Genomic DNA, 26,981 nt, shown 5'->3' on the forward strand with positions numbered 1-26,981 from the left:
TGATCTCCGAGTGCGCTCGCGGCCTTGCCGGATCGCAAACGGATCGCCCAAAAGTGGACCTACCTGGCTTTATAGCATCAAAGCTATGACTTGGGGTACCGTGGAATTGGAGCCGGAGGTTCGTGACTGGCTGGAGAGTTTGTCCACGGCGCACTTCGCGACAGTGGCCTTCTACGTGGATCTGCTCGCGGAGCAGGGCCCGTTGCTCGGCGAGCCGTACACGCGGCAGCTCGACGGCAAGTTGCGGGAGTTGCGGTTTCATCTGGACGGAGAAGCCGTGCGGATCACGTACTGGATCGCGTCCGGCCGGCGGATCGTGTTGCTGACCGAGTTCCGGAAAACGCGCATGCGTGAAGAACGTGAGGTACGACGGGCGCGGAAGGCGATGTGGCGATGCGTCGCCCGGGAGCACACTGCCGATGAGTGAGGAAAGGAGTGAGATCGATGGCTGAGCGGAACGACTGGCGGAGGCTTCGCGAGCGGCGGATGGCGGAGCCCGGCGCCGCTGACGCGTACGAGGCCGCAAAGCTGGCTTATGTCCTGGGTAAGACGGTGCGTGAAATGCGTGAGGGACGTGGCTGGTCCCAGGCGACGCTCGCCACCAAGGCGGGGATGACGCAGTCCGCCGTCGCGCGGTTCGAGGCGGGCGGAACGGTTCCGACCATTCCGGTGCTGGAGCGACTGGCGCATGCGCTTGAAGCCGATCTCGATATTCGAATCACTCCGCGGCTCTCCACGGTGTGACCCTCTTTCGGCTGGTCAGCCGCCGCTGGCTGCTCCCGGCGGTACGGTGGCGGACGTGGGAAGCATCCGGTGACGGAAATCGACGCGTGTCGTGGCGCGTTGCGCGAGCTGGCCATCGGCAGGCTCGCCGGACGTGACGTCCGCACCTCCCACCTGGTCGAGGCCGGTCTGGACGCGATCGTCGCCGGACTCGACACCCCGTCCCTCGCCTTGCTGGCCGGGCTCGAATCCTCCACGGAAACCGCCGTCGACAAGGCATTCGATCAGGTCGTCGACGAACTGGGCCTCGAACTGCCGGCCGATCCGACGGCCGCCCGCTGGCTGCTGATCCACGGCTGGCTCACCGCGATGGTCCAGGGGCGGCTCTCGCCCGCTGCCGGCGGCGCCCTCGTCAGCGAGGTCGGCGAGCTGCTCGGGTCGCCCCAGGCGTTGCGCGGGATCACGCGCTGGTCGGCGATGCTCGAACACTGGATCCCGACCGACCTCACCCCGAGGGACGTCTGCGAGGTGCCGATCCTCGAGGAGTCGGCGGAGCTGCTCGAAGGACCTTGGCCTCCTTCGCCGCGTCACCCGTAAAGCCCCGTTTTCTGTCGTACATGTGTTCTAAAATGGTCGTTGTACAGCAGGAACAGCGGCGAAAGGCAGACACGGATGGCCTACATCACCCTGCCCACGTTCGTGGGGTACAGCACGAGCTCGGGTCCCTCGCGTTCCTCGTTCGTCCGGCGCTGGCGCCGTCAGTACGAGGACCCGGCCCGGGGCGGGTTCAACTTCTACCTCCGCGCCGCGAACGCGATCCGTGCTGGACGGATCTCCGGGCGGGATCGCGAGGTGCTGCGGGCACTGGTCGAGAACGCGGACGAGCGCACGCGGCCGCACTACACCGAGATCGCGAACGGCTGGCTGCGCTACGTCGGGCGGCGTGACCTGCGGCTGGCCGAGGTCGGCCGGTCACGATGGCGGCTCGGCTCGCTCGAAGTGGGCATCAATCCGCATCTCGGCCTGCGCAAGGGCGACGGCCCCGTCTACGTGACCTGGCTCTACTTCAAGGAGGAGCCGTTGAGCCGGGACGCGGCGCAGATGGTGCTGTGGCTGCTCGAACAGACCATGGACGAGTTGCGCCCGGGCGGGCGTCCGCTGGTCGTCGACGTCCGGCGTTCGAAGGAGTTCGCGTTGTCGCCGCGTGATCGCGACAAGGTGCGGCCATGGGTGCGGAGTGAGGCCTCGGCCTTCATGAGTCTTTGGGAGGCGGCCGCGTGATCGATCGACGGCGAGCCCGCGTTCGGTGGGCTCGCCGTTCACACACTGTCATTCTCACGGTTCCGGCGGCGGCGCAAGACACCTGATCAGGTGACAGTTTCACGGAGAATGCCCACGAGCTGGACAACTTGGTCCCCGAACACGAAGCTTTCCCAGTCTTAATCGGCCGAACCACCGAGGGTCGCTCGTGAACAACGCTTGGGAAGCCATCTCCAGGGTCGCAGATGAGCCCGCCTGGTACTGGGTCTACGACAAGCTCGCGTTCTGGCCGAGCACCTACGCGCACGCCTGGCCGGGTTTCCGCGAACCCGCCCCGTCCGTCGCGTGGGATCTCGCGCCCGGCGGCCTCGACCGCGCGTCGGCCGAATTCCGGGTCGGCCCGTACGCCGTCGAGCAGAACGACGTCGCCCGCGTCGCCCTCTCGGCGCTCAAGGACTGCGTCGCCGAGGACGAGTGGGTCTGGGTGCTGCACTGGCAGCACCAGTCGTACCGCTTCTACCCACATCGGCACGCCGCGCTCGACCCGTGGCCGGTCCCGGTGTTCCCGCGCACGGACTACCACATGTTCCTGGCGAACGACTTCCGCTTCGGCACGCTCGGGCACCCCTGGGAACGGACCCTGTGCGTCTACGGCGAGAAGCTCGTGCCCGCCTTCGAAAAGCACGGCGAACAGGTTTTCAAGAACGCGCTGCGGCGCAACGGGGCACCGGCCGCGATGGCGGGCTGACCACCGTCCGGCGGGCGGACCTGCCTAAACTCAGGCGGGTGTTCGAATACCACGGGTGGGTGACCATCCAAGCGAGCCCTTCCGGTGACGACGACGCCGCGCTGCTCGAGCGCATCGTCGAGCGGGTGCACCGCGCCGTCCGCGACTTCGCCGACGGCGACCTGCTCGATCTACGCTGGGCGGCCGGGGTGCCGGTGCTGCACCTGGGCGGCATGGACAAACACGGCACGGCGATCGCGCCCGAGCTGGTGGACCTGTTCACCCGCGTCGGCGACCTCGCACCCGGCTCCTACGGTCTCCTGCACGTCTGGGACGACCAGGATCCCGAGTGCGACAACGAATTCAAGGTGTACCGGATGGCCCGCGGCCTGGTCACCGAACGCGGCGACGAGCACCTGTCCCCGGTCGCGCCGACCGTGATGGACGGCTACGAGATCTGAGCCGCCTGCCAGCGGTTTCGTGAGTGATCGAATTAGGCTGTTCGGCTGCTTCCCCGGCCTGTCCCGATAGGACAGAGTTCATCTGGGCGCGGGTGGCAAATCCCCGCGGAACGAGGGGGATTCGCCGTGAGATCGTCGTGCCTGAGATCGCGTCTCGGTGTCGTCGTCGTGGTGTTGGCCGTGGCTTTCGGGTTATTCCCGGCCACGGCTTTCGCATATCCGGGGGTCGCCGCGGTCCCCGCGGCGTCGGTGGTGCCAGATTCCGCTCCCGACACCGCGGCCGCGACGCAATTCGCCAAGCAGGGCCGGAAGAAGGTCCGGATCGACGACTTGACCACCGAACGTTCGGAATCCTTCGCGAACCCGGACGGCTCCGTGACCTTGACGCAGAACACCCGGCCGGTCCGGGTTCCTCGTGACGGTGGCTGGATCCCGGCTGACTCGACGCTGAGCTCTGGGCCGAGCGGGTTGTCGCCGAAGGCCGCGATGGCCGATATCTCCCTTTCCGCAGGTCGTCGCGGGGATGTTCAGACCGCGGGAACCGCGCCTCTGCTGCAGTTGAGCGCCAAGGGCACGTCGGTAGGGCTCGACTGGCCAGGAGTGCTTCCTCAACCGGTCGTTTCGGGCGCCACCGCCACCTATCCCGAGGTGCTTCCCGGCGTCGACCTCAAGGTCGAGGTGGATGTGGACAAGGTCCACGAGGTCGTCGTGATCAAGACGCCGGAGGCGGCGAAGCACCCGGCCATCGCGAAGATCAAGCTGGGCGTGCCGGTGAAGAACGGCAAGCTCACGAAGGACGACGACGGCACTCTCCGGGTCAAGGACGCCAAGGGGGCCGATGTCTTCCTGGCCAGGGCGCCCTTGATGTGGGACTCGTCGGGTGCGGAGCCGGACGTGACGGATTTCGTCCGCGGCCCGGCAGCCGGTGGGCGTCAGGCCAAGGTGCCGACCGAGATCTCGGGTAAGTCGCTGCTCCTCACACCCGACGCGGACCTGCTCGCGAACGCCGCGTACCCGGTCTATGTCGACCCCACTTGGCAGACGAACTATTGCTCCAACTGCGGCCGGAACCACTATCTGGTCCAGTACGCCTGCGGTGCTTCGAAGACGCCGGGTGACGCGGTGTGGGACTCGGCCGACCAGCTCAGGGCCGGGTACGTCTACGACTCCACCTCTAGCTGCGCGGGGAACCTCGTCACCGCGCGTTCGTTCGTGGAGATGAACCTCGGAGGTTTGGGCGGAAAGCTGATTTACGACGCTTCGCTCACCCTGGCGGTGAACAACTCGAAGTCCTGTGCGGGTTCCAACAACGTCATGTTGACGAATCCGATCACTCCGGGTCTGAAGTTCGGGAGCGGCCCCGCTTTGTGGGCGGGCTTCGGAACCGTGAGCGGCTGCCCCACCAATGTCGGCTTCAACGTGACCCCGACCATCAAGCAGCTGGTGGAAGCCGGGGGGCCGACGTTCACTTTCGGTATCGTCTCGCCCAACGAGAACGACCAGAACACTTGGAAGAGATACTCCCCCCAGGTCGGGTTCTCGGTCACCTACAACTCGAGCCCGAAAGCGCCGTCGAACCTCGCCATCGTCAATGGGACTTCGACATATCCGTGTGGCCCGCCCGCACCAGGCAAGCCATGGACTCGCCCGGTACTCGGTCGCACCAGCACGGGCTACGTGGTCAAGGCGAACGTCCAGGATCCGGACGGCGGCATGCTTTACGCCGGGTTCCGCGTCTACAAGGGCTGGGTCAGCACCGGGAACTACGCGTGGGACGGTCGTGAGGCAGGGGTCGACAACGTACTGAGTGACGCCAATGTGGCCAACCGCAACGCGCAGGCCACATTGTTCAAGGATTCGATGCCCGCGGACGGGAACTACTCGTTCGACGCCCACGTCACCGATGGCCGCGAGACCAGCTGGGCGGCCCAGTGTGAGGTCGAAGTGCAGCTGTCCGCTCCGACCGCGCCGTCGGTGTCGTCCCAGACGTATCCGAGCGGCACCTTCGGCGGTGGTCCGGGCAGGGCTGGTGACTTCACCTTCACGGTGGCGAACACTCCGACTTCGGTCGGAAGCTACGTGTGGAAGCTCGACAACACCGCACCGCCCACCTGCAACGACACTGAGCCCGGAACCGTGAAGCCCGCCGCGTACAGCGGGCCTGCCACCGTCGCCATCGCACCGCCGACCAAGGGCACGCATGTCCTCAGCGTCTGGTCGTGCAACCGCGCGAAGACACCGTCGACCAGGACCGACTACAACTTCAGCGTGCGGGACGTGACGGCTCCTCTCGCGTCATGGCAGTTCGAAGGAAACGGCGCTTCTCAAGCGACCGGTCTGCGGTACGTCGGTGAAGGCAAGGGAACGTTCGCCGAAGGGAAGATCGGAGAAGGCGCGGTTCTGTCGGGTCAGGCAGGTGACTATTTCGCGACCGGTGCACGAGTGCTAGACACGACGAAGTCCTTCTCGGTTTCCGCGTGGGTGAATCCGACCGGGTTGACCAGCAGACGAGTCGTGCTGTCCCAGGACGGCGCTCAAAGCAGCGGTTTCGCCTTGCAGTATCACGAATCCGGGAAATGGGCGTTCAGCGTCGCCGATTCTGCACAGAGTTCGGCCTTCTCCACGGCTGCCGCGGCTGAAGGAGCGTGGACACATCTGACCGGTGTGTACGACGCTGCCGCGAAAACGGCGACGCTCTATGTCAATGGACAGCCACAGGCCACGGTCACCGCCACTGGCGTGGGCGGAGCGGGACCGTTGGTCGCGGGCGGCGGGAAGTCCGGCGGGGTACGGACCTATCTGTACTCCGGAAAGATCGATGAGACCGCGGTCTTCGACCGGGCATTGAACGCGACGGAAGTCGCTACGCTGCACGGCAACAACGGCGTTCCGACCGGTCTGTCGGCCATCCGTGAGTACGCGCTCGAGAGCAACACGGTGGACGCGACCGGAAATGACGGTGCACTCACTTTCGCTCCAGGTTCGGGATTCGCGACCGGCTACAGCGACTCCGCCGGGCAGTCCGCGACCGAGAGCAAGGTCGGGCAATCGTCCGGACAGGCTTTCGTCAGCGACGGACCCGGATACGGGTATACGAAGACGCCGGTGATCGACACCGCGCAGAGTTTCACCGTCTCGGCATGGGTGAAGTTGTCCGACACCAACGGTTACTACTTCGTGGCCGGGCAGGACGGCATCCGCTCCAGTGCCTTCCAGTTGCGCTACTCCCAGGACGCGAACCGGTGGCTCATGGGGCTTTCGACCGCCGACGACGATGCGGATGGTACTCGATGGGCATCTTCTACCAGCATCCCGCAGGCGGGTGTCTGGACACATCTGACCGGCGTCTACGACTCTTCCGCGGCCAAAGTGCTGATCTACGTGAACGGTGTTCTCGAAGGTCAGACAGCCATTCCCGCAGGGACCACCTGGACCGCGACCGGTGGCTTCGCCGTCGGACAGGTGCGGTGGCGTGGCGAGCCGGCGCCCCACTTCAAGGGCAGCATCGACCAGGTGCAGGTCTGGGACCGCGCGCTACCCGCCGCTGAGACCGCCGGCCTCGCCAACACCGCTGTGCTACGGGCGAACTACCAGCTCGACGGCAACACCATCGACGGCGTCACTGGCGCTGCCGGTGTCGTCTCGGGCGGTGCCGCCATGGTGAACGACAACGGCGTCAACGTCGCGAAGTTCGACAAGTCCTGGAGTGGGGAGATCGAGAGTCCCCGTCCGCCCGCGCTTCGCGCCGACCGGAGTTTCACCGTGGAAGCCTGGGTGAGGCACAAGTGGTCTCCGGAGGACGTCCAAGACGCCAAGCTACGCAGCCCTTCGAACAGCGTGGGTGGGGACGACGCCACTCGAGCTGCCGTCGGGCTGAACGACCCGAAGTTCTCGCCCTTCCTCCTGGGATACAGGCCGTCCAAGGACGCGGCGGGCAACTGGTACGGGAAGTGGAGCTGGTTGACGAGTTCGCCGTCGGCCGTCGACGGGCAGCCGACTCCGGCGGTCGATGTCACGTCGGAAAGCATCGACGAGAACACCTGGACGCACTTGACCGGAACCTACGATGCGGTCTCCGATGTCGCGTGCCTCTACGCGGAGACCGACGAGAGGCAGTTCCAGCCCGTATGCCAGGCCGGTGTCGCAGGCTGGAGTGGCAACAGTGATATCGCGAGCTTGTTCATCGGCCGAGGTGTGTGGACTGGCCTCAAGTCCGATTACTGGTACGGCGATGTCCGCGGCGTTCGCGTCTACACCGGCGTGCTGGACGCGCAGCGGATCGCCGCGGACATGATCCTCGACCACCCCTGACTTCTCTCCGGCTAGGCAGGCGCTCCATCCGAACCCTGGGCAGGCTTCGTCATGCGTAAAGAAACTCGCTGGACCCGCATCGGCCGGTTCTCCCGTGTCACCTCCTTGGCGGTGACCGCGATCATGCTCGCGTCCGGTGGCGCTGCCATCGCACTCGAGAACAAGGGGAACGCGCCGGGCTGGTCGCTCGGGCCCGGCCAGAAAGACCAAAGCGTCCCGGTCACACCTCTCGTCGCTCCGCCCTCGCCGTCACCGGTGTTGCCCGAGGCGAAGGTGACTCCACCGGTCTGGCCGGGAGCGACGGAAGCCGAGGTCGAACTGCGGGCCGGTGCACGCGACGGTCGTCAGCCGCAGGGGCTGGGAGTCCAGGACGCCGCGAGCGGCACCCCGGTCAAGGTCGGCTGGAGTCGGGCGAAGGACACCGCCGCCAGGAAGGCGGGGCCCGCCCCGAAGGTCCGAGTACGTGTCGCGGACCAGAAGACAAGCGAAGCGCTCGGGCTTCGCGGCGTGGTGCTCTCCGTGACCGACACGGGTGTGGGCGCCGACCCGGTGAACGTCGCGGTGGATTACCAGGCGTTCGGCAGTGCCTACGGCGGTGGCTGGGCCGATCGGCTGCAGTTGGTGGAACTGCCTGGCTGTGCGTTGGTGACGCCGGCCAAAGCCGAGTGCCGGACCAAGACGCCGGTGCCCGGAACGGTGAACAACGGGAAGGCGCGGCAGGTCTCGGCGGATGTCGCGTTCGCCGGCACGGCGCCACGGGTCTTCGCGGTGACGGCCGCGACGAGCGGCTCCGCCGGAAACGTGTCGGCCCAGCCGTTGTCCGCTGCCGGATCGTGGTCCAGCGGTGGGTCCTCCGGAAGCTTCTCCTACAACTACCCGTTCGCGGTCCCTGCCGCTCCGAGTGGTGCGGTGCCGAGCCTCGCGCTCTCGTACTCGTCCAGTGGCGTCGACGGGTTGACCTCCGCGACGAACAACCAGGCGTCCTGGGTCGGTGACGGGTGGGATTTCACCCCGGGCGGTTACGTCGTCCGCAACTACCTGCCATGCAGTGAGGACCTCGGCGGCAACAACGGACAGACCAAGACCGGTGACCAGTGCTGGGGGATCGACAACGCGACCCTCGTCCTCGGCGGCAAGTCGACGGAACTGATCAAACTCGCCGGGACGAATCAGTGGCGGCCGAAGAACGACGACGGTTCCAAGATCGAGCTGCTCGGCGGTGCCGCCAACAACGCCCAGGACGGCCAGCACTGGAAGGTCACCACCGGCGACGGAACCCAGTACTTCCTGGGACTGAACCACCCGCCCGGGTGGTCTGCCGGCAAACCCGAGACCCAGTCCACCTGGACGGTCCCGGTGTTCGGCAACAACGACGGCGAGGCCTGCTACAAGCCGAACAACTTCGCCGGCTCGTCCTGCCGGCAACCTTGGCGCTGGAACCTCGACTACGTGGTGGATCCCCACGGGAACGCCAGCACGTACTACTACCAGCCGGAGATCAACTACTACGGGCTCAACCAGAACGTCACGACCGCCGGAACCGAGTACACGGCGGGTGGGTATCCCCTGCGGATCGAATACGGCCTGCGGCTGAAGGACGGCAGTGTCTACGGCTCCGCACCCACGAATCAGGTCGTATTCGAAACCGCGGAGCGCTGCCTCCCTTCCGGAGCGGTGACCTGTGCTCCTGAGCAGCTGAACTCCACGACAGCCTCGTCCTGGCCAGACGTTCCCTCCGAACAGATCTGCGCCAAGGACAAACCGTGTGACTACGGTTCACCCGCCTTCTTCACCCGCAAACGGCTGACCACGGTCCGGACGCAGTACAACAACGCGGGCACCCAGACCGACGTCGACGTCTGGAACCTGGCCCACACCTTCCCCGGCACCGGAGACGCCTCCCCGTCCGCGTTGTGGCTCTCCTCGGTCACCCACACCGGGAAGGGTGGCGTCGGGAGCATCACCCGCCCCGCCACCACGTTCGGCGGGTTCATGTTCGCGAACCGGGTCGACACGGCCAACGACCAGTACTCCCCGATCACCCGGTACCGGATCAACGAGATCCGGACCGAGACCGGTGGGCGGATCGGTGTCGCCTACTCCGGCCCTGACTGTGTCGCCGGGACACGCATGCCCGCGTCGCCCGAGACCGACACGATGCGGTGTTACGCGTCCTTCTGGAGCCCGCCGTCGGCGAAGGACCCGGTCCTCGACTGGTTCCACAAGTACGTCGTCACGGATATTTCCGAAGAAGACCTGACCGCCGGCGGAGTCGCGGTCAAGACCCACTACGACTACCTCGGTGACGCGGCCTGGCACTACGACGAGGGTCAATTCACGCCGAAGGAGCGGAAGACCTGGAGCCAATGGCGTGGCTACGGCGTCGTGCGGACGTCCATCGGCCACCCGTCCGCCATCCAGACGGTGACGGAGTCGTTGTATCTGCGGGGGATGGACGGTGACCACCTGCCGAACGGCGGCAAACGTTCGGTCTCCGTCGAGGATTCGGAAAAGGGAACGATCGTCGATCAGGATCCCTTGCAGGGGTTCCTCCGCGAGTCCAGGACCTATCTGCCGGGTACGACGACCGTGGACAACGCGGCCATCAACGACCCCTGGGTGCGCGGTCCGACGGCGACCAGTGCGGACGGCCTGCTCAAAGCACATTCAGTGGACACCGCGGCCGTACGCGGCCGCACTCTGCTCTCCGACGGCAAGACCTACCGCCGCAACCAGGTGAACAAGAAGTTCAATGACAACGGTCTCGTCATCGAGCAAGAGGATCTCGGCGACACCGGCGTCACCACGGACGACACCTGCACCAAGACGACCTACGTCCCGAACACCGCAACGGGGATGTTCGACAAGTCGAGTGAAGTCGTGATGTTCGCCGGGCTCTGTTCCGGCACGGCGACGGCGTCCACGGTCATCACCAACGTCAAGGTCTCCTACGACAAGCAGGCGTTCGGTTCTCCGCCGGCGGCGGGTGACATCACGCGTACCGAAACGCTGAGCGCGTGGGACGCCACGGGCAAGAAGTTCGTGACGACCGCGACGAACGAGTACGACGCCTACGGCCGTGAGACGCTGTCGACCGACGTGGCGGGAGCGGTGACGAAGACCGCGTATACGCACAGCGCCGGAGGACAGGTCGCCGAAGTCGCCGTGACGAACCCGCTCGGCTGGGTCTCGACGACCACCAAGGAACCGGCGCGCGGGAACCCGGTCTTCTCGGTCGATGTGAACAAGGTCCGCACCGACATCACCTACGACGCCTTGGGGCGCAAGACAGCGGTCTGGAATCCCGGGCGTAGCAAGCTTGATGGCGACAAGGCGACGGCGACCTTCGAGTACACCGACGCGTCGACATCACCGACCGCCGTCCCCACGACGGTGGCGACGAAAGCCTTACAGGACAACGGCCTGTACACGACGTCATACGCGATCTACGACGGCCTTGGGCGGACCAGGCAAGCGCAGTCCGCGGCGTCCGGTGGCGGCCGGATCATCAGCGACACCGTCTACGACTCACGCGGTCTCCCGTTCAAGTCGAACAACGGCTACTTCAACGACGCTTCCGGGCCCGTGCCGAAGCTGGTGACCGTCGCGGACAACACCGTGCTGAACCAGACCGTGACGGAGTACGACAGCCGTGCCCGCGCGACGGCGTCGATCCTGATGTCGAAGGGCGTCAAGCAGTGGCAGACCTCGACGATCTACGGCGGCGACCGGGTCACGACCATCCCGCCGCGGGGCGCGTCGCCGCAGACCGTGGTGACCGACGTACACGGGCAGACCGTCCAGCGATTGCTTCACACGGACGGCTACACCCCGGGAGCGGCCAACCCGGCCGATGTCACGAGCTATACCTACAACGCCGCCGGCGCCATGACGTCGATGACCGACCCCGCCGGCAACGTCTGGTCGACGGGCTACGACATGCGCGGCCGGAAGATCTGGCAGTCCGACCCCGATGCGGGAAAGTCGACCTACACCTACGACGACGGCGGGCAGCTGACGTCGACCACCGACTCCCGCGGCAAGACCGTCGCCTATACCTACGACAAACTCGGGCGTAAGACCCAGGTCAACGCGGACTCGGCCACCGGCACCAAATTGGCGAGCTGGAACTACGACACGGTTCCCAACGGGATCGGCCTGCCCGCTTCGTCGACCCGGTGGGTGGGCGCGGACGCGTACGTCACCCGGGTGGTGGCGTATGACAAGTACGGCAGGCCGACCAAGAAGGCGGTCGATGTTCCCGCCGTCGAAAAGGGTTTGGCCGGGACCTACGAGTTCAGCACCGCCTACACGGCCACAGGCGCTATCGCGTCCACAGTGAGCCCGAAGGCCGGAAACCTGCCGCTCGAACACGTCCGGCACACCTACAACGAGCTCGGACTGCCGTCGACGACGTACGCGATCGACGCCTTGGGCACGACCACGAACCTGGTCTCGAAGACGGACTACACCTCCTTCAACGAGATGTCCCGTATGCAGTTCGACGGGGAGAAGTCCACCGCGAACGTCGGCGTGACCCAGACCTACGACGAGATCACCCGGCGTCCGCAGACGACCACCGTCAACCGGGCGACGCAGGTCGGATCGCAGCTGACCAACCGGACCTACGGTTATGACCCGGCGGGCAACGTCACGAAGATCTCCGACACCCCTTCAGGTGCGCCGGCCGACACCCAGTGTTTCGAGTACGACTACCAGCGGCGGCTTACCGAGGCCTGGACTCCGTCTTCGGGAGACTGCGCGACGGCCAAGTCGCCGTCCGCGCTCGGTGGCGCCGCGCCGTACTGGAAGTCGTACTCCTTCGACAAGACTGGGAACCGCACGAAGGAGGTCGACCACAAGCCGACCGGTGACGTGACCAGCACCTCCACCTATCCAGCGGCCGGGCCGAGCGCGGTCAAGCCGCACGCCCTGCAGAAGGTGGACACGAGCGGCCCCAACGGAACTTCGACGAGCGGCTACACCTACGACGAAGCCGGTTCGATGCTGACGCGGAACGTCGGCGGTGACACCCAGACCTTCAGCTACGACCACGAGGGACGAACCGCCGGGGTCACGTCGCCGACGGGGGAGAGCAAGTACCTGTACGACGCCGACGGCAACCGGCTCGTCACCCGCGCGCCGACCGGCACCACGTTGTCGATCGGCGATCTCGAGCTGGTCGTCACCACCGGCACGACCGGTGTCTCCGCGACCCGTTTCTACCAGCACGGCGGGGTCCAGGTCGCGGTGCGAGTCGGTGGCTCCGCCCTCAAGTGGATGCTCGGTGATCTTCACGGAACGAACGGCCTGGCCATCACCGCGGGGACGCTCACACCTACTCAGCGCTACATGGATCCGTTCGGCAATCCACGTGGCCCAGCCCCGTCCACCTGGCCGGACAAGCACGGTTTCGTCGGCGGCTATCAGGACGCGACCGGCTTGACCCATCTGGGTGCACGCGAGTACGACCCGGCGATCGGACGGTTCACCAAGACCGACCCGGTGCTGGACCCGGCGGTGCCGCAGCTGTGGAACCCGTACTCCTACGCGAACAACTCGCCGGTGACCATGACGGACCCGTCCGGCATGTCGGCCTGCTTCCACATGGGCGAGGACGGCCTGTTCTGCCGCGAAGGCACCGAGCAAGCTGACTACTGCAATGCCAAGACCAGCAAGAGCTGCACTGTCATGGCGAGCTCACCGTCTTCCCCGCAGGGGCAGCGCTACGCGGCCGAACAGCGTGAGAAGGCCAAACGGGGCTACAACGAAAAGTCCTATAAAGAAGCGCAAGCCGTCGTGAAGAAGTCCAAATGGGACGTCTTCATAGACGCGGCCGGTGAGCTGATCAAGAGTCTCATCGGCTGGGACGACATCATGGGCTGCATCGAGGGCTCAGTCGGCTCGTGCATCAGTACCCTCCTCAACTTCATCCCCTGGGGCAAGATCCTGAAGGTCGGCGAGATCGTCGCCAGCTTCTGGAAGGGCGCGCGGGCTCTAGCGACCTTCGGCCGTGAGGTGGAGAAGGCCCAAAAGGTCATCGCCGACACTGAGCGCATCCTGGCCGACGCCGAGATGGCGGCGAACGCGGTCCAAGTAGTGGTCGCCGTCAGCGAAGGTGAGGGCGTCGTCGGCGCGGCGGCCGCGGCCATGGGTGGTGCTGCCGCAGCGAGTGACTCCGGCTGCAACAGCTTCGTCCCCGGTACCCAAGTCTTGATGTCGGACGGCACGACGAAGCCGATCGAGGAAGTGAAGCTTGACGATCGGGTGCAGGCCACCGACCCCGAGACGGGTGAGACCACGGCTCGGAAGGTCGTCGCCACGATCATCGGCGAGGGGCAGAAGCATCTGGTCGAGATCAGCGTCGCCGACGGGGCGCCGATCGTGGCCACGGACGGACACCCGTTCTGGGTCCCTGACCTACGGGAGTGGGTCCCTGCCGACCAGCTGACGGTCGGAAGCTGGCTACAGACCAGCAGCGGTATTTGGGTGCAGGTCATCGCGCTTCGCACCTTTGACGCCGTTGCTCGTGTCAACAACCTCACGGTCGACGACCTCCACACGTACTATGTGGTGGCGGGGCAGACCTCGGCCCTGGTCCACAACTGTGGAGGAGAGCCCAAGCCCCGAGGTGGGGTCTATACGCTCCGGGATGTGGATGACAAGGTCGTCAGAACTGGGCGAACAAATGACTTGAATCGGAGAGAACGTGAGCACGCCCGCAGGGATGCCACTGCTGACTACAGGTTCCAAGTCGAATACCGCACAGACGTCTACGGGGAGCAGCGCGGTTTGGAACAAATCGTCTGGATGCTCAACGGGCGTCCAACGTTGCCTGGCGTGAGGCCGACGGCTGGAGTCAACGTGAGGAATCGGAATTACAACAAGTACATGGATGCTGCTGGGCGATTCTTCGCCAAATGATTTCCAGGGCAAAGGTGGTTAAACGTGGCTCGAAAGTTGCCGTATTCTACGGGGGATATCTTCGCGGTTCCTCTTCGTGATCACGGGTACGCGCTTGGTGTGGTGGCCAGGGCAGACGGCAAAGGGATCGTGCTCGGCTACTTCTTCGGTCCGCGGGCGGAGTCCATCGAAGGCCTGCCGGAGGTGCGTTCATTTGACATCGATTCGGCAATCAAGGTTTGCCGGTGCGGAGACCTTGGGCTTATTCGAGAAAATTGGCCACTCATAGGGCGGGTGGAATCATGGGATCCTGGCCAATGGAATGTCCCTGACTTTTGCAGGGATGGAGATATCCGTGTCGTTTACGACGGTGATTCGCTTGAGGTTTCCCGGGAGGAGCGGCTTGATCCACGCGAGTGTCGGCGGCTTCCGCAAGACGGCCTCGAAGGGGCAGGCTTTGTAGAGCTTAAGCTCACTCGTCTACTTGCTGTGTAAATCGCCACGGGTGGCTGTGTCAGATCTAATCTGGCACGGCCTATCCTTCTTCTCTGGATTTGCAAAGGCCTCGCCGAGAAAAGTTCGCGGCAAGCGCATCCGTGACCGGCAGGACGAGAACACCGTCGTCAGCAGAGTCGACCAAGCCCGCGTCGACAAGCTCCTGTCCGAGCACGACCCGTTCAAAACGCCCGCGATCTAGCCGCGCCGAGGCCACGGCTAGATTCTCGGGCATGCTCTTGACCAGGGGGATTCGCCGCGTCCAGGTGAACACATGGGTCCTGCTCGGCGTGGCGATCGCCTGGTTGCTCGTCAACTTCCGATGGATCGTCCTGTATCGCGACGGCCAGGTGTTCGACATCGACGAGGCCGGCTACTTCGGCATGGCGTTGAACAATCACGGCGCGGCGCTCCGGGACGGTGCCGGCGGCTGGATCGAAGCCGTCGAGTCCTCGGGTATCCAAGCGCCGCTGCTGCCCGCGCTGACTTCGCTGCACTTCTTCGCGACCGGGACCGGGACGGTGGCCGCCTTCCTCGTCCCGCTGGTGGCCGGGGTGGCGTTGATCCTGCTCACGCACGCCGTGGCGAACAGGGTGGCGGGCCGCCCGTTCGCCTGGATCGCCACGGCACTGATCGCCACCGCGCCCGGCGTGCTCTTCGAGGCCCGCGCCTATCACTTCGCGCTGCCCGCGGCGGTCATGACCACGGCCGCCGTCTACTGCCTGATCCGTTCCGAAGGGCTGACGAAACTGCGGTTCGTCGTGCTCTTCGGGGTCTTCGTCGGGCTGATGCCGCTGTCGAGGACGATGGCCATCGCCTTCGTACCGGCATTGGTGCTGGCCGCGTTGATCCAGGCGGCGGTGCCGCAGGACCGGATGAAGCGGCTGAAGCACTTCACTCTCGCGGCGCTCGTGGCCGTCGGCGTCGCGGCGATCTGGCTGGTGCCCAACGGTGCCCGGGTCTTCGAGTACCTGACCGGCTTCGGCTACGGGAAGCAGTCGGTGGAGTTCGGCCAGGAAGCGGGGGTGTTCAACCCGGCGGCCTGGGTAGCGCGGCTACGGCTGTTGATCTCCGACCACGGGTTACCGCTCGCGCTGTTGCTGTGCGCGGGGCTTGTCGCCGCGGTCGTCGTGGCGATCGTCAAGATCCGGACCGGTCCGGCGAAGGACGTCCTCCGCTCGATGGTGGCATCGGCGCTGTTTCCGTCGGCGTTGCTCGTCGCGGAAGGCGGGCTGGCGGTGCTGACGTCCAAGAACACGGGTACCGCCTTCTTCCTCCCGTTGATCCCGTCCATGGCGATCCTGGCGCTCTGGGGGTTGTACCGGGCACACCGATCGCTTCGGCGGGCCTTGCCGTTCGCGGTCGCGGTGGTAGGGCTGCTGGGGCTGGTACCGATGGTGGATCTGCGCCTGCCGACCGCCCAGCCGTGGGAAATGGATCTGCCGGTGCTGGGCTCGTCCAAGGTCACCGATGGGCGCGGCGTTCCGCAGGTCTACGTCGACCCGGGTGGTCAGGTCGTCGAGCCGCTGAGTGCGGAGACGGCGCGGGAGTGGCGGGCCGCGTCGGAATGGGCTGTCGGCCAGGTGGAAGAGCAGCACGCGCTGGGCGGGGCGACCGCGTTCGGGTTCCGTGACCGGCTCTTCAACACCAACACCGTGCAGCTGGAGATGCTGCGGAAGTTCGGCTACGGCGTGGCGTTGCCGCAGGTCGATCCGACCGCGAACGGGAACACCGGGCCGGACTATCTGCGCTGGCTGACGTCTTATGCGGGCAGCCTCGGCGGGGACGCGAGCAAGACGTGCCTGCTGTTCACCGCGACCGGAACGGTGGACGAGTACGAACCGAAGGTGGATCCGCCGTCCATGGTTTCCACCGCGAAGGCCGCGGGCTTCACGCCGGTCACGACACGGCCCCTACCGAACGGTCGGCTGGTGACCTTGTGGAAGCGCCCGCAGCCCACTTGCGTGCCCTCCTGAAGCACGAAGGGCGCACCGGTTTCCCGGTGCGCCCTCGTCCCACATATGCACAAATCCGAATTACTACAGTCGTGTGACCCCGCTCACCGAACCTGTAGCACTTAGTAACCGAAAAGACCAACGCCCCCAAGAACCGACTCGCCAACGCGAGCTACAAGGAACGTGGGGGTCCGGGGGCTCGGGCCCCCGAAAATTATGGTGAGCAGGCCATGGTCCAGGCGTTCCCTGGACACACTGCGCCCGCGTGCGAGCGGATGACGGGATTCGAACCCGCGACCCTCACCTTGGCAAGGTGATGCGCTACCAGCTGCGCTACATCCGCATGTCTTGCTCTGCTCCGGCACTCGTTTGAAGCAGTGGAACAACCATACACCGACCGTCTGTAGCGGTTTGCACCCACCCCTACAGGTGCTTCGGCGTCACACCTGGCGTACAAGGGGTGACGACGGCTGCATACCTCCGTATGGTGTCCCCATTCGACCGAATGGTGAGTCCTTCGGGGAGGAGGTGCCTGGCCGGATGACCGAGCAGGGCACGGTGCCGCTTCAGGCGGCCTCGGAATCCGACGAGCAGGCATTGCTCCAGCGTCTCCGTGACGGGGAGGACGCTGCCTTCGGGGAGCTTTTCGAACTTCACGCCGCCGCCGTGCGGCGGTTGGCCCGCAGTCTGGCCGCCGATCGGTCGGAGGCGGAGGACATCACCGCCGAGACCTTCTTCCGGGTGCTTCAGGCGTTGCGCCGGGGCGCCGGGCCGCGTGACTACGTCCGCGCCTATCTGCTGACGGTGGCTCGCCGGGTCTCGTGGGAGTGGCACGGCGCGCGTCGTGACGTGCCGGTGAGCGACGACGAGCTGACCTTCCGGGCCGGGGCGGGTGCGGACACGCATGCCCGCACGGCCGAACATTCGCTGATCACGACCGCTTTCACGAGTTTGCCGGAGCGCTGGCGTTCGGTCTTGTGGCAGACCGAGGTCGAAGGCGAGCAGCCGTCGATGGTCGCGCCGCATTTCGGGTTGAGCGCGAACGCGACGGCGGCACTGGCCCGCCGCGCCCGGCAGGGGCTGCGGGCGGCGTATCTGCAGGCGCATCTGTCGGTGAACCGCGGGCCCGATTCGTGCCGTGCGGTGGTGGAGAAGCTGGGCGGGTTCACCGCGGGCAGCGTGACCGGGGCCGAGGCCCGCCGGATCAAGACCCATCTGATCGCCTGCCAATCTTGCCGGGCCACCCACGACGAGCTGCGTGACGTCTGCTCCTCGCTGCGGGCGCACGCCGGTGTCGTGGCGTTGCTGGTGCCGGCCGCCGCCGGGGCGCACGCGAGCGGGGCGCTGTCCGGGCTCGCCGCATCGGTCAAGGGACTTCTGCTCGGGTCGAAGGTGAAGGTCGGCCTGGCGGTGGCGTCGACGGCCGCCGCCGGTGCGGTCGGGATCGTTGCCGGTCCGGCCGTGTTCGGCACCGACGTCACTCACACGGTGGGCCTCTCCGGGGGTGGGCTGCCGGAGCTGGCGCTGCTGCCCGCGCAGGTCGCGCCGCCGGCCCATGCGCAGCCGGTTGAGCTCCCGCCGCAGCGGATCGCGCAGGACCAGCTGCACGGCAAGGGTGCGCAGCCCGCCGTGACCGGACGAGGCCCCGGCGCCGAGCTCGGGGCGTCCGACATGCCGAGCCTGCCGAGCGTGGGCACCCCGAGGAAGGAACTCGGCGGCGGAGACGTCGCACCTCCACCGGAGGAGCAGAATCCGACGCAGGAGGAGACCTCCCCGCGTAACGAGGTCCCGGATCCGGGCACGGGCTCCAACCAGACCACCTCGAAGCGGGACGACATCCCACCGCCCGAGGAATCGTTCAGGCCCACCGAGGAGTCGCTGAGCCCGACCACGACGACTTCGCGGGACTCGACCGAGCAGTCGACCACGCCGGACTCGACGACTTACCCGGAAGGGTCTTCTTCGACGGAGACCGGGACCCCCGAAAGCGCGACCGGCGACACCTCGGCGGACGAGCCGAGCCCGGTGAAACCGACTTCCCACTATCCGGAACCGGGTGTCGACTACCCGACGTGCCCATAACGCCCGAGCGGGCATATCGCCTTCGAACTCTCGCGAATCCGGCTCCCGTCACGGTACGGTGGAGCTCGCTCACGACGAGCGAGCGGCCGCGCGGGAGGCGACTGAATGAACCGGCTGGTGCACGGCGAGGACGGCCGTGACTGGGTGGTCCGAGCCCAGATGGAATGGCGTGCTCCCGCGACAGCGGACGATTTCGAGCACGATGTGGCGGGCAGCTACGGCCCGGGTATCGCGATGATCGCCGTGACGGCGCTGCTCGCGATCGTGCTCATCATGTGGACCCCGGCCGACGTCATGATCCCGTCGTGGGTTCCGTTGGCGCTCTTGCTGATCGCGCTGTTCTTCCCACTGCGGTGGATCCTGCGCCGTCCGTGGACCGTGGTCGCCGAGACCGAGGGCGATCTCGCGGGCGACAGGCCGTCGGAGCGCTGGGTGGGCACCATCCGCGGCATGTTCACCGTGCGCGGCGAGGTCTCGAAGATCAGCAAGACCATCCAGAAGCACTCGCTGCCGGATTTCGACGGCCCGTTGCACCCGGTGGAGTAGTCGCGGCGGCCTGAACGCGCGAGACTGGGGCCATGCCCGAGCTACCCGAGGTCGAAGCGCTCGCTCACCACCTGCGTGAACACGCGGTGGGCAAGACGGTCTTCCGTGTCGACGTGTCGTCCCTCAGCGTGCTGAAGACGGCGACACCGCCGTGGACCGAGCTGCACGGCCGCGAGGTCACCGGGGCGGGCCGGTTCGGCAAACATCTGGATCTCGTCGCCGGCGATCTCCATCTGGTCGTCCACCTGGCGAGGGCGGGCTGGCTGCGCTGGTCCGACGCGTTGTCGCCGACGCCGCTGAAACCCGGCAAGGGGCCGATCTCGCTGCGCGTCCACCTCGACGCGGCCGCCGGGCCGGGCTTCGATCTCACGGAGGCCGGGACGAAGAAGGGCCTGGCGGTCTGGATCGTGCGTGATCCGGAGAAGGAGGTCGCGAGCATCGCGCGGCTCGGGCCGGACGCGCTTTCGCTCGACCGCACGCAGCTCGAGAAGTTGTTCACCGGACGCACCGAACGGTTGAAGACGGCGCTGACCGATCAGTCGCTGATCGCCGGGATCGGCAACGCCTACTCCGACGAGATCATGCACATGGCGAAGCTTTCCCCCTACGCCACAACCGGAAAGCTGTCCGAGGCGGCGCTCGACGGGCTTTCGGAGGCGATCCGCGAGGTGCTGACCAGCGCCGTGACGCGTTCGGTCGGCCAGTCCGCGGCCCGGCTCAAGGGCGAGAAGCGGTCCGGGCTGCGGGTGCATGCGCGCACCGGGCTCCCCTGTCCGGTCTGTGGCGACACGATCCGCGAGATCTCGTTCGCGGACAAGTCGTTCCAGTACTGCCCGACCTGCCAGACCGGCGGGAAACCCCTCGCGGACCGGCGGATGTCGCGCTTGCTGAAGTGATCAGCAGAGGGCGGCCATCACCGCGTCCATCGTCGGTTTCGGCACCCGCTGCCCACCGTGTATTTCCGCGGCGAGGTCGTACACGTTCAGAGCGAGTACGAGCTGCTTCGAGCCGTCCTCGGTGCTCATCGAGACGCTGTGGAACCCCGGCCCCGCGCCGGTGTTGCCCCAGACCGTTTTCATGCCACCACTGCAAGGCAGGTTCAGGGTCTCGATGCCGCCGCCGTACGCCCCGAACTCGCTGTACGGCACGAGCCGCTTGAGCTCGGCCTGTTGCGCGGGCGCCAGAAGCCGTCCCGCCAGCAACGCGCGATGGAACCGCGCGAGGTCGTCGACGGTCGACACCATCGCGCCCGCGGTCCAGTCGTACGAAGGGCTGAACACGGTCATGTCCTGCCCGCCCATGTCGTACCCGTGCAGATGCGGACCTCGCAGGAACGGCGACCACAGCGGGAAATACGTCCGGCCGAGTTCGAGCGGACCGAGGATCCGCCGCTGGATCTCCTCGCGGACGTCGTTGCGGGTGACCCTCTCGATCACCTTGCCCAGCAACAGATATCCGGTGTTCGAGTAGCCCACGCCGCTGCCCGGCGAGAACGAGGGTCGGTCGACGAGAGACCGCCGGATCACCTCCGACGGCGTGATGATGTGCGCCCGGTTCCCCTGGACGAGATACGGGTCGAAGAAGTGCGGATCCAGCGGGTCGTGCACGCCGGACGTGTGGTTCAGCAGCATGCGCAGCGTGATCTTTTCCGGTTCGTAGCCCGGTCCTCGTACGACACCGGGCAGCCGTCGCTCGATCGGATCGTCGAGTGACAGCTTCCCTTCGCCCGCCAGCTGCAGGACCACGGTGGCGGCGAACGCCTTGGTGTTGCTGGCGATCCGGAACCGGTGGTGCGGCCCCGCGGCTTCGCGCGTGGCCTGGTTCGCGTATCCGGCGCCGAAGCGCGAGACCGCCTCACCGTTCCTGACCTGGGCGACCGCTCCCGGAAATCCCCCTTCGCCGACCAGAGCGCCGACAGCCGCGCGCACCGGGTCATCGGCCGCGGCCGCCGTCCCGCTCCCCAGCAGGACCCCCGCCAGCACCCCCGCCGCGAGTTTCCCCGATACGCGCATTGTGTTCCTCCCCCGGAAGCGATTGCCTGCGCACAGTCTTTCCCGTGCGACGGGGAGTGACCATGGGGGCTACGCCCGGGTCTTGGGTAGGGTCGGCCCCACCCTCAGTTGTCACAACTCAACGGAAAGTGGGGAGCAGACCTTGCACCCGGTTGGTCGAGCGCAGAGCATGGACGCCGTGTCCGGGCTCGAAATCGCGCAGATCATCCCTTGGGGTGTGGCGCTGTTGCTCGCGATCCTCGTCGTCGTCCTGCTGATCAAGCTGAGGCGCCCCGCGAGCATCGTGGAGAACGCGGTGCTGCAGGCCGTCCACCGGATGTCGAAGGCGACACCGGATCTCCGCGAGGGCCTCGACGAGCAGGTCGCCGACAAGATCACCAGCCAGCTGCTGGAGATGCTCGACTGCGTCGCCGTCGGCATCACCGACAGCGAAGGCACCCTGCTGTCCTGGGACGGCGAGGCCAACGACCACTACGTCGACCTCGTCGACGCCATCGGCAACGCGATCCGCAAGCACCGCCGCGAGGTCGTCGCGCACGACAAGATGCCGTGCAACCACCGCGGCACCTGCCGGATGCGGACGGCGGTGATCGTGCCGCTGATCGTCGAGGGCGAGACGGAGGCCGCGCTGATCGTCGTCGGGCGCACGCGCGGGCGGCTGGTGCAGATGGCCGACGCGGTCGCCCAGTTCGTCTGCACCCAGTTCGAGCTGGCGCGCCTGGACGAATCGAAGAACCAGCTCCAGCAGGCGGAGATCAAGGCGTTGCGCGCGCAGATCTCGCCGCACTTCGTCTACAACGCGCTCAACACCATCTCGTCGCTGATCCGGACGGACCCGGAGGAAGCGCGAGAGCTGCTTCAGGACTTCGCGGACTTCACGCGCTACTCGTTCCGGACGTCGGGCATGTTCACGTCGCTCGCCGAGGAACTGCGCAACATCGACCGGTACCTGACCATCGAGAACGCCCGCTTCGGCGGACGGCTCGAAGTGCGGATGAAGATCGCGCCCGAGGTGCTCTCGGTGGTCGTGCCGTTCCTGATCATCCAGCCGCTGGTGGAGAACGCCGTCAAACACGGCCTCGCGTCGAAGCCGTCCGGCGGGTGCGTCACGGTGATCGCCGAGGACTACGGCGCCGAAGCGCTGATCAGCGTCGAAGACGACGGCATCGGCATGGAGCCCGCCAAGCTCGCCGACCTCCGCAGCCAGCACCGCACGGGCGCGCACGTCGGCCTCGGCAACATCAACCAGCGGATGCAGCAGGTGTTCGGCCGCGACTACGCGCTCATGGTCGAGACGGCGCCCGGCGCCGGCATGAAGGTGACCCTGCGGGTGCCGAAGTTCATGCCCGGCGTGCGGCCGAACCTGCCGGACTTCTCCGCCGACAGTGCCACCGTCCCGCCGCAGGGCGGCCCGAACGAGGCCAGCGGGGTGAGTGGTTCGCGCAGCGGCGTGCTGCCGTCGTGAACGTCGGTAACCTGGCGGTATGAGCGTTGCGGACAAGCTGACCTCCCGTCTCCCGATGATCGGCGAGCGGGGTGAGCGCAAGGACGTCGTCGCGGTGGTCAAGCTGCACGGGGTGATCACGCCGACCCCGTCACCCCTGGCCAGGGGGTCGATCAACCTCGCCGCCGTCGAATCCGCGCTGACCCGCGCGTTCGCGCACGAGCGGCTGAAGGCCGTCGCGCTGCAGATCAACTCGCCGGGCGGCGCGCCGACGCAGTCCGGCCTGGTCGCCGAGCGGATCCGCCAGCTCGCCGACGAGAAGAAGGTGCCCGTCCTGGCCTTCGCCGAGGACGTCGCCGCGTCCGGCGGCTACTGGCTGGCCTGCGCGGCCGACGAGATCTACGCGCACCGGACGTCGATGGTCGGCTCGATCGGCGTGATCAGCGGCGGGTTCGGGTTCACCGGACTGCTGGAGCGGTTCGGCATCGAGCGGCGGCTGCACACCGCGGGGGCGAACAAGTCCCGGCTCGACCCGTTCAGCCCGGAGAAGCCGGAAGACGTCGAGTGGCTGAAGAAGATGCACGGCCAGCTCCACGAACTGTTCGTCGACTGGGTCACCGAGCGCCGGGGCGACCGGCTGTCCGGCTCCGAGGACCTCTTCACCGGTGACGTCTGGCTGGGTGCCCGCGCGGTCGAACTCGGCCTGATCGACGGCGTCGGCAGCCTCCGCCAGGTGATCGGCGAGCGGTACCCGGACGCCGAGATCTCGGTCGCCGAGCCGAAGAAGCCGCTGCTGGCGCGGCTCGGCATCGGCGCGCCCGCCGCGGCGAGCGCGTTGCTGGACGCCGTCCAGTCCAAGGCCGCCTGGAGCCGCTTCGGCCTCTGACCCGCGCGCTATGAACGGTCCGTTCCTTGCAAATTTCGCAAGGAACGGACCGTTCATTGCATTCGGGGGCGGAGTGGATTCACCCGAACGGTGGTAGGCGTAAGTGGTTCAGACCAGGTCTCATATCGGACATACCGCTTTGTTGTGAACGGCAACAAACCTCGACAGTGTTGACGAGGAGGTCCCATGTCCGTAAATCGTTCCCGTTGGAAGGTCGCGCTGACCGGCGCGGCTTTGCTCACGGTGCCGCTGGCCTTGCCCGCAACCGCCGCCGTCCCGCCGCCCCCGGCCGGCTGGACCACCGTGTTCACCGACGACTTCACCGGCGCCGCGGGTTCGCTCCCGTCGAGCGCGAACTGGATCATCGACACCGGCCACGCGTACCCCGGCGGCCCGGCGAACTGGGGCACCGGCGAGATCCAGAACTACACGGCGAACCCCGCCAACCTGGCCCAGGACGGTTCCGGGAACCTGCGGATCACCCCGTTGCGCGACGGTGCGGGCAACTGGACCTCGGCGCGGATCGAAACGCAGCGCACGAACTTCAAACCGCCCGCGGGCGGCGCGCTGCGGATCGAGGGCCGGATCCAGATGCCGGACGTCACCGGCGCCGCGGCACTCGGCTACTGGCCCGCGTTCTGGGCGCTGGGTTCGCCGTATCGCGGCAACTACTGGAATTGGCCCGCCGTCGGCGAGTTCGACATCATGGAGAACGTCAACGGGATCAACACGGTCTGGGGCGTGCTGCACTGCGGCGTCAACCCCGGCGGCCCGTGCAACGAGACCACCGGCCTGGTCGGCAGCCGCACGTGCCCCGGCGCGAGCTGCCAGAGCGCGTTCCACACCTACACCTTCGAATGGGACACGAGCGTCAGCCCCAACGTGTTCCGCTGGCTGGTGGACGGGCAGCAGTTCCATTCGGTCAGCCAGAACCAGGTCGACGCCACGACCTGGGCCAACATGACGAACCACGCGGGCTACTTCGTGCTGCTGAACGTCGCGATCGGCGGCGCGTTCCCGAACAACAACTCCGGCACCACGACGCCGGGGCCGGGGATCGTGCCGGGGCGTCCGATGCTCGTCGACTACGTCACCGTCCTGACCCGAGGCGGCGGCACGGGAAGCCCCGGCGGCGGCAGCGCGTACGGCACGATCCAGGCGGAGTCGTACGGCCAGGCGGCGGGCATCGCCAAACAGGCCACCTCGGATTCCGGCGGTGGTCAGAGCATCGGCCCGGCGGGCAATGGTGACTGGGCGTTGTACCCGGGCGTCGACTTCGGCACGCAGACCGGCAGGCAGTTCCAGGCGCGCGTCGCGTCCGGAGCGGCGAGCGGGGTGAGCGGTCTCGTCGAAGTCCGGCTCGACAGCCGGTCGAACCCGCCCGTCGGCAGCTTCGCCGTCGCGAACACCGGCGGCTGGCAAAGCTGGCGGACCATCCCGGCGAATATCGGCGGCGTCACCGGGAAACACGACGTCTACCTGACCTTCACCAGCGGCCAGCCCGCGGATTTCGTGAGCGTCAACTGGTTCACCTTCACTCCGTGAAGGGATAGGTGTGGCACGGCGAGGCGGTTCGTGTCACCGGAAAAGATGACGGCACCGGCCACCCCAGGCGCGGGGGTGCCGGTGCCGTCCTTTTCGTTCGACTTTCGTGAAGCGGGCTGGACAAGGAACCCGGCAATGGGCAGGATGCGTCTCACTGTGAGTGCTCACGATGACACCCGGAAGCTCATCGTCCTGGCGGTGGACGATGAGCCCAAAGGGCTAGACGAACTCGTCCACTGTCTCCGGAACAGCCCGCACGTCGCCCTGGTCTACCCGGCGATCGACGCTTCGGAGGCGCTGCGCCTGCTGTCCGCGGACGATCCGAGGCTGGCCGATCGCAAGGCCCGCGGCTTGCCGATCGTGGACGCGGTGTTCGCCGACATCGACATGCCCGGGCTGTCCGGGATGGAGATGTCGCGGGTGTTCGCCGCGCTGCGCCCGTCGCCGGCGCTGGTCTTCGTGACGGGGCACGCGGAAGAGGCGGTCAACGCCTTCGACCTCGGCGCGCTCGACTACGTGCTCAAGCCGTACCAGCAGGATCGTCTCGACCGCGCGATCACCCGCGTGATGGACAAACTCGCCGCCAACGCCGCGCCGAAGTTCGGCCACGAAGGCGGCCTCGGGCAGGTCAAGAACGACGACGAGGTCATCCCCGTCGAGCTGGCGGGCACCACGAAGCTCATCCCGCGCTCTTCGGTCCGCTGGGTCGAGGCACAGGGCGACTACGCCCGGCTGTTCACCACCGACGGCAGCCACCTGGTCCGCATCCCGCTCGCCCAGCTCGAAGAACGCTGGGAGAAGGCGGGTTTCGTCCGCATCCACCGGTCGTTCCTGGTCTCGCTGCCGCTCATCACCGAACTGCGCATGGGCCAGGGCGGCTACCAGGTCGTGATCGGTAACGAGGAGAAGGTGCTGCCGGTCAGCCGCCGCCACACGCGCGCCCTCAAGGACAGGCTGGTCGGCGCCAACCGGTCGACGTGACCGACGACTACTACCGCCGCGTCAACGGCGTCCGCGAACCGGATCCGACGCTCGGCAAGGGCAGGACCAGGAAACCTGCGGCGCCCGAAGGGGCCGCCGTCGAGCCCGTGCCGGGCGCGCCGACCGGTCCGAGGCACGAACAGGCCAAACCCGAACATCACGCGAAACCCAAGCGGCAGCGGGTGATCCTCGCCGATCCGCGGCAGGCCACCAGCACCCTGCGGGCCAGGGTCGAACTCGAAGAGCAGACCAGCTGGGGCAAGCTCCTGGTCAAGGATCTGGTGAAGATCCAGCTGCGGACGGCCTCCTGGCTGGCGCTGCTGGTGATGGTCACGCTGTGTTCGCTTCCGGTGCTCTTCTATCTCATCCCGTCCTTCGGGCGGGTGGTCGTCGTGGGCATCCCGCTGCCGTGGTTGATCCTCGGTGTGGCGCCTTTCCCGTTCCTGTTCGGGATCGGCCTCTGGTACAACCGGCTCGCCGAACGTCATGAACGCGACTTCGTCGACATGATCGAGAATTGATTGCGGAGCTGCACATAGAGGAGGACCCATGATCGCGCGCCCTCTTGTGGCCGAAGGCCACGGAAACGCGGTGGCAGGGCGCCTTGATGACTCCGTGCCCGACCTGCTTTCGCCGCGCCCTGGCAGCGC

Annotated in this window: 19 protein-coding genes and 1 tRNA gene; 18 read left to right on the forward strand and 2 right to left on the reverse strand. The window is 66.8% G+C overall.

The genetic code is table 11. The annotated features are described in order from the left end of the window. The first annotated feature begins 85 nt into the window (after window positions 1-85). The 10 genes from DMC61_RS02645 to DMC61_RS02695 all read left to right on the forward strand — a co-directional run bounded on the left by DMC61_RS02645 (window position 86) and on the right by DMC61_RS02695 (window position 16,856). Window positions 86-427, forward strand: coding sequence for a type II toxin-antitoxin system RelE/ParE family toxin (locus DMC61_RS02645; RefSeq protein WP_125686508.1), 342 nt, complete (start codon window positions 86-88; stop codon window positions 425-427). 17 nt (window positions 428-444) lie between these two features. After that, complete coding sequence (locus DMC61_RS02650; protein WP_125686510.1) at window positions 445-744, forward strand: helix-turn-helix transcriptional regulator; 300 nt, start codon at window positions 445-447, stop codon at window positions 742-744. Window positions 745-813: 69 nt separating this feature from the next. After that, the gene (locus DMC61_RS02655) at window positions 814-1,320 is read left to right on the forward strand and encodes a hypothetical protein (protein WP_125686512.1); all 507 of its coding nucleotides are present in this window, start codon (window positions 814-816) and stop codon (window positions 1,318-1,320) included. A gap of 75 nt (window positions 1,321-1,395) precedes the next feature. Then, on the forward strand, window positions 1,396-2,004 hold the full coding sequence (locus DMC61_RS02660) for a hypothetical protein (RefSeq protein ID WP_007030508.1): 609 nt from the start codon (window positions 1,396-1,398) through the stop codon (window positions 2,002-2,004). Between the two features lie 187 nt (window positions 2,005-2,191). After that, the gene (locus DMC61_RS02665; RefSeq protein WP_037333725.1) at window positions 2,192-2,731 is read left to right on the forward strand and encodes a DUF2716 domain-containing protein; all 540 of its coding nucleotides are present in this window, start codon (window positions 2,192-2,194) and stop codon (window positions 2,729-2,731) included. 38 nt (window positions 2,732-2,769) lie between these two features. Then, entirely contained in the window at window positions 2,770-3,171 is a 402-nt protein-coding gene (locus DMC61_RS02670; protein WP_125686514.1) for an immunity 7 family protein, read from the forward strand. A gap of 180 nt (window positions 3,172-3,351) precedes the next feature. After that, a complete protein-coding gene (locus DMC61_RS02675) occupies window positions 3,352-7,482 on the forward strand; it encodes a LamG domain-containing protein (RefSeq protein ID WP_125686516.1) in 4,131 nt (1,376 codons plus the stop codon). Window positions 7,483-7,533: 51 nt separating this feature from the next. Next, entirely contained in the window at window positions 7,534-14,406 is a 6,873-nt protein-coding gene (locus DMC61_RS02680; RefSeq protein ID WP_125686518.1) for an RHS repeat-associated core domain-containing protein, read from the forward strand. Window positions 14,407-14,430: 24 nt separating this feature from the next. Next, complete coding sequence (locus DMC61_RS42085) at window positions 14,431-14,880, forward strand: Imm26 family immunity protein (protein ID WP_125686520.1); 450 nt, start codon at window positions 14,431-14,433, stop codon at window positions 14,878-14,880. A gap of 233 nt (window positions 14,881-15,113) precedes the next feature. Then, window positions 15,114-16,856, forward strand: a complete 1,743-nt coding sequence (locus tag DMC61_RS02695) for a glycosyltransferase family 39 protein (protein WP_233594679.1) — start codon at window positions 15,114-15,116, stop codon at window positions 16,854-16,856. A 249-nt stretch (window positions 16,857-17,105) separates the two neighbouring features. Here DMC61_RS02695 and DMC61_RS02700 read toward each other — a convergent pair. Next, window positions 17,106-17,178 (reverse strand) — tRNA-Gly (locus tag DMC61_RS02700). A gap of 197 nt (window positions 17,179-17,375) precedes the next feature. On the opposite strand from DMC61_RS02700, the gene DMC61_RS02705 reads away from it, so the two are divergent. From DMC61_RS02705 to DMC61_RS02715, 3 genes are all read left to right on the forward strand, one after another. Beyond that, entirely contained in the window at window positions 17,376-18,917 is a 1,542-nt protein-coding gene (locus DMC61_RS02705; protein ID WP_125686523.1) for a sigma-70 family RNA polymerase sigma factor, read from the forward strand. A 105-nt stretch (window positions 18,918-19,022) separates the two neighbouring features. Next, entirely contained in the window at window positions 19,023-19,463 is a 441-nt protein-coding gene (locus DMC61_RS02710) for a DUF983 domain-containing protein (protein WP_125686525.1), read from the forward strand. A gap of 32 nt (window positions 19,464-19,495) precedes the next feature. Further along, on the forward strand, window positions 19,496-20,359 hold the full coding sequence (locus tag DMC61_RS02715) for an Fpg/Nei family DNA glycosylase (RefSeq protein WP_016330579.1): 864 nt from the start codon (window positions 19,496-19,498) through the stop codon (window positions 20,357-20,359). Here DMC61_RS02715 and DMC61_RS02720 read toward each other — a convergent pair whose 3' ends face one another. Beyond that, complete coding sequence (locus DMC61_RS02720) at window positions 20,360-21,475, reverse strand: serine hydrolase (RefSeq protein WP_125686527.1); 1,116 nt, start codon at window positions 21,473-21,475, stop codon at window positions 20,360-20,362. Between the two features lie 169 nt (window positions 21,476-21,644). Here DMC61_RS02720 and DMC61_RS02725 point away from each other — a divergent pair, with 169 nt between their 5' ends. The 5 genes from DMC61_RS02725 (at window position 21,645) to DMC61_RS02745 (ending at window position 26,852) form a co-directional block, all read left to right on the forward strand. Beyond that, window positions 21,645-22,940, forward strand: coding sequence for a histidine kinase (locus tag DMC61_RS02725; RefSeq protein ID WP_016330581.1), 1,296 nt, complete (start codon window positions 21,645-21,647; stop codon window positions 22,938-22,940). A 19-nt stretch (window positions 22,941-22,959) separates the two neighbouring features. Next, window positions 22,960-23,805 (forward strand): S49 family peptidase, encoded by an 846-nt coding sequence (locus DMC61_RS02730; RefSeq protein ID WP_125686529.1) that lies wholly within the window; start codon window positions 22,960-22,962, stop codon window positions 23,803-23,805. Window positions 23,806-23,991: 186 nt separating this feature from the next. After that, window positions 23,992-25,350: a carbohydrate-binding protein gene (locus DMC61_RS02735; RefSeq protein ID WP_125686531.1), complete on the forward strand. Its 1,359-nt coding sequence runs from the start codon at window positions 23,992-23,994 to the stop codon at window positions 25,348-25,350. A 144-nt stretch (window positions 25,351-25,494) separates the two neighbouring features. Beyond that, the gene (locus DMC61_RS02740; RefSeq protein WP_043848496.1) at window positions 25,495-26,331 is read left to right on the forward strand and encodes a LytTR family DNA-binding domain-containing protein; all 837 of its coding nucleotides are present in this window, start codon (window positions 25,495-25,497) and stop codon (window positions 26,329-26,331) included. Then, entirely contained in the window at window positions 26,328-26,852 is a 525-nt protein-coding gene (locus tag DMC61_RS02745) for a hypothetical protein (RefSeq protein ID WP_125686532.1), read from the forward strand. The genes DMC61_RS02740 and DMC61_RS02745 overlap by 4 nt, the downstream gene beginning before the upstream one ends. Window positions 26,853-26,981 lie beyond the last annotated feature (129 nt).

It is taken from the genome of Amycolatopsis sp. WAC 04169 (assembly GCF_003947535.1).
GTDB classification, from domain to species: domain Bacteria; phylum Actinomycetota; class Actinomycetes; order Mycobacteriales; family Pseudonocardiaceae; genus Amycolatopsis; species Amycolatopsis keratiniphila.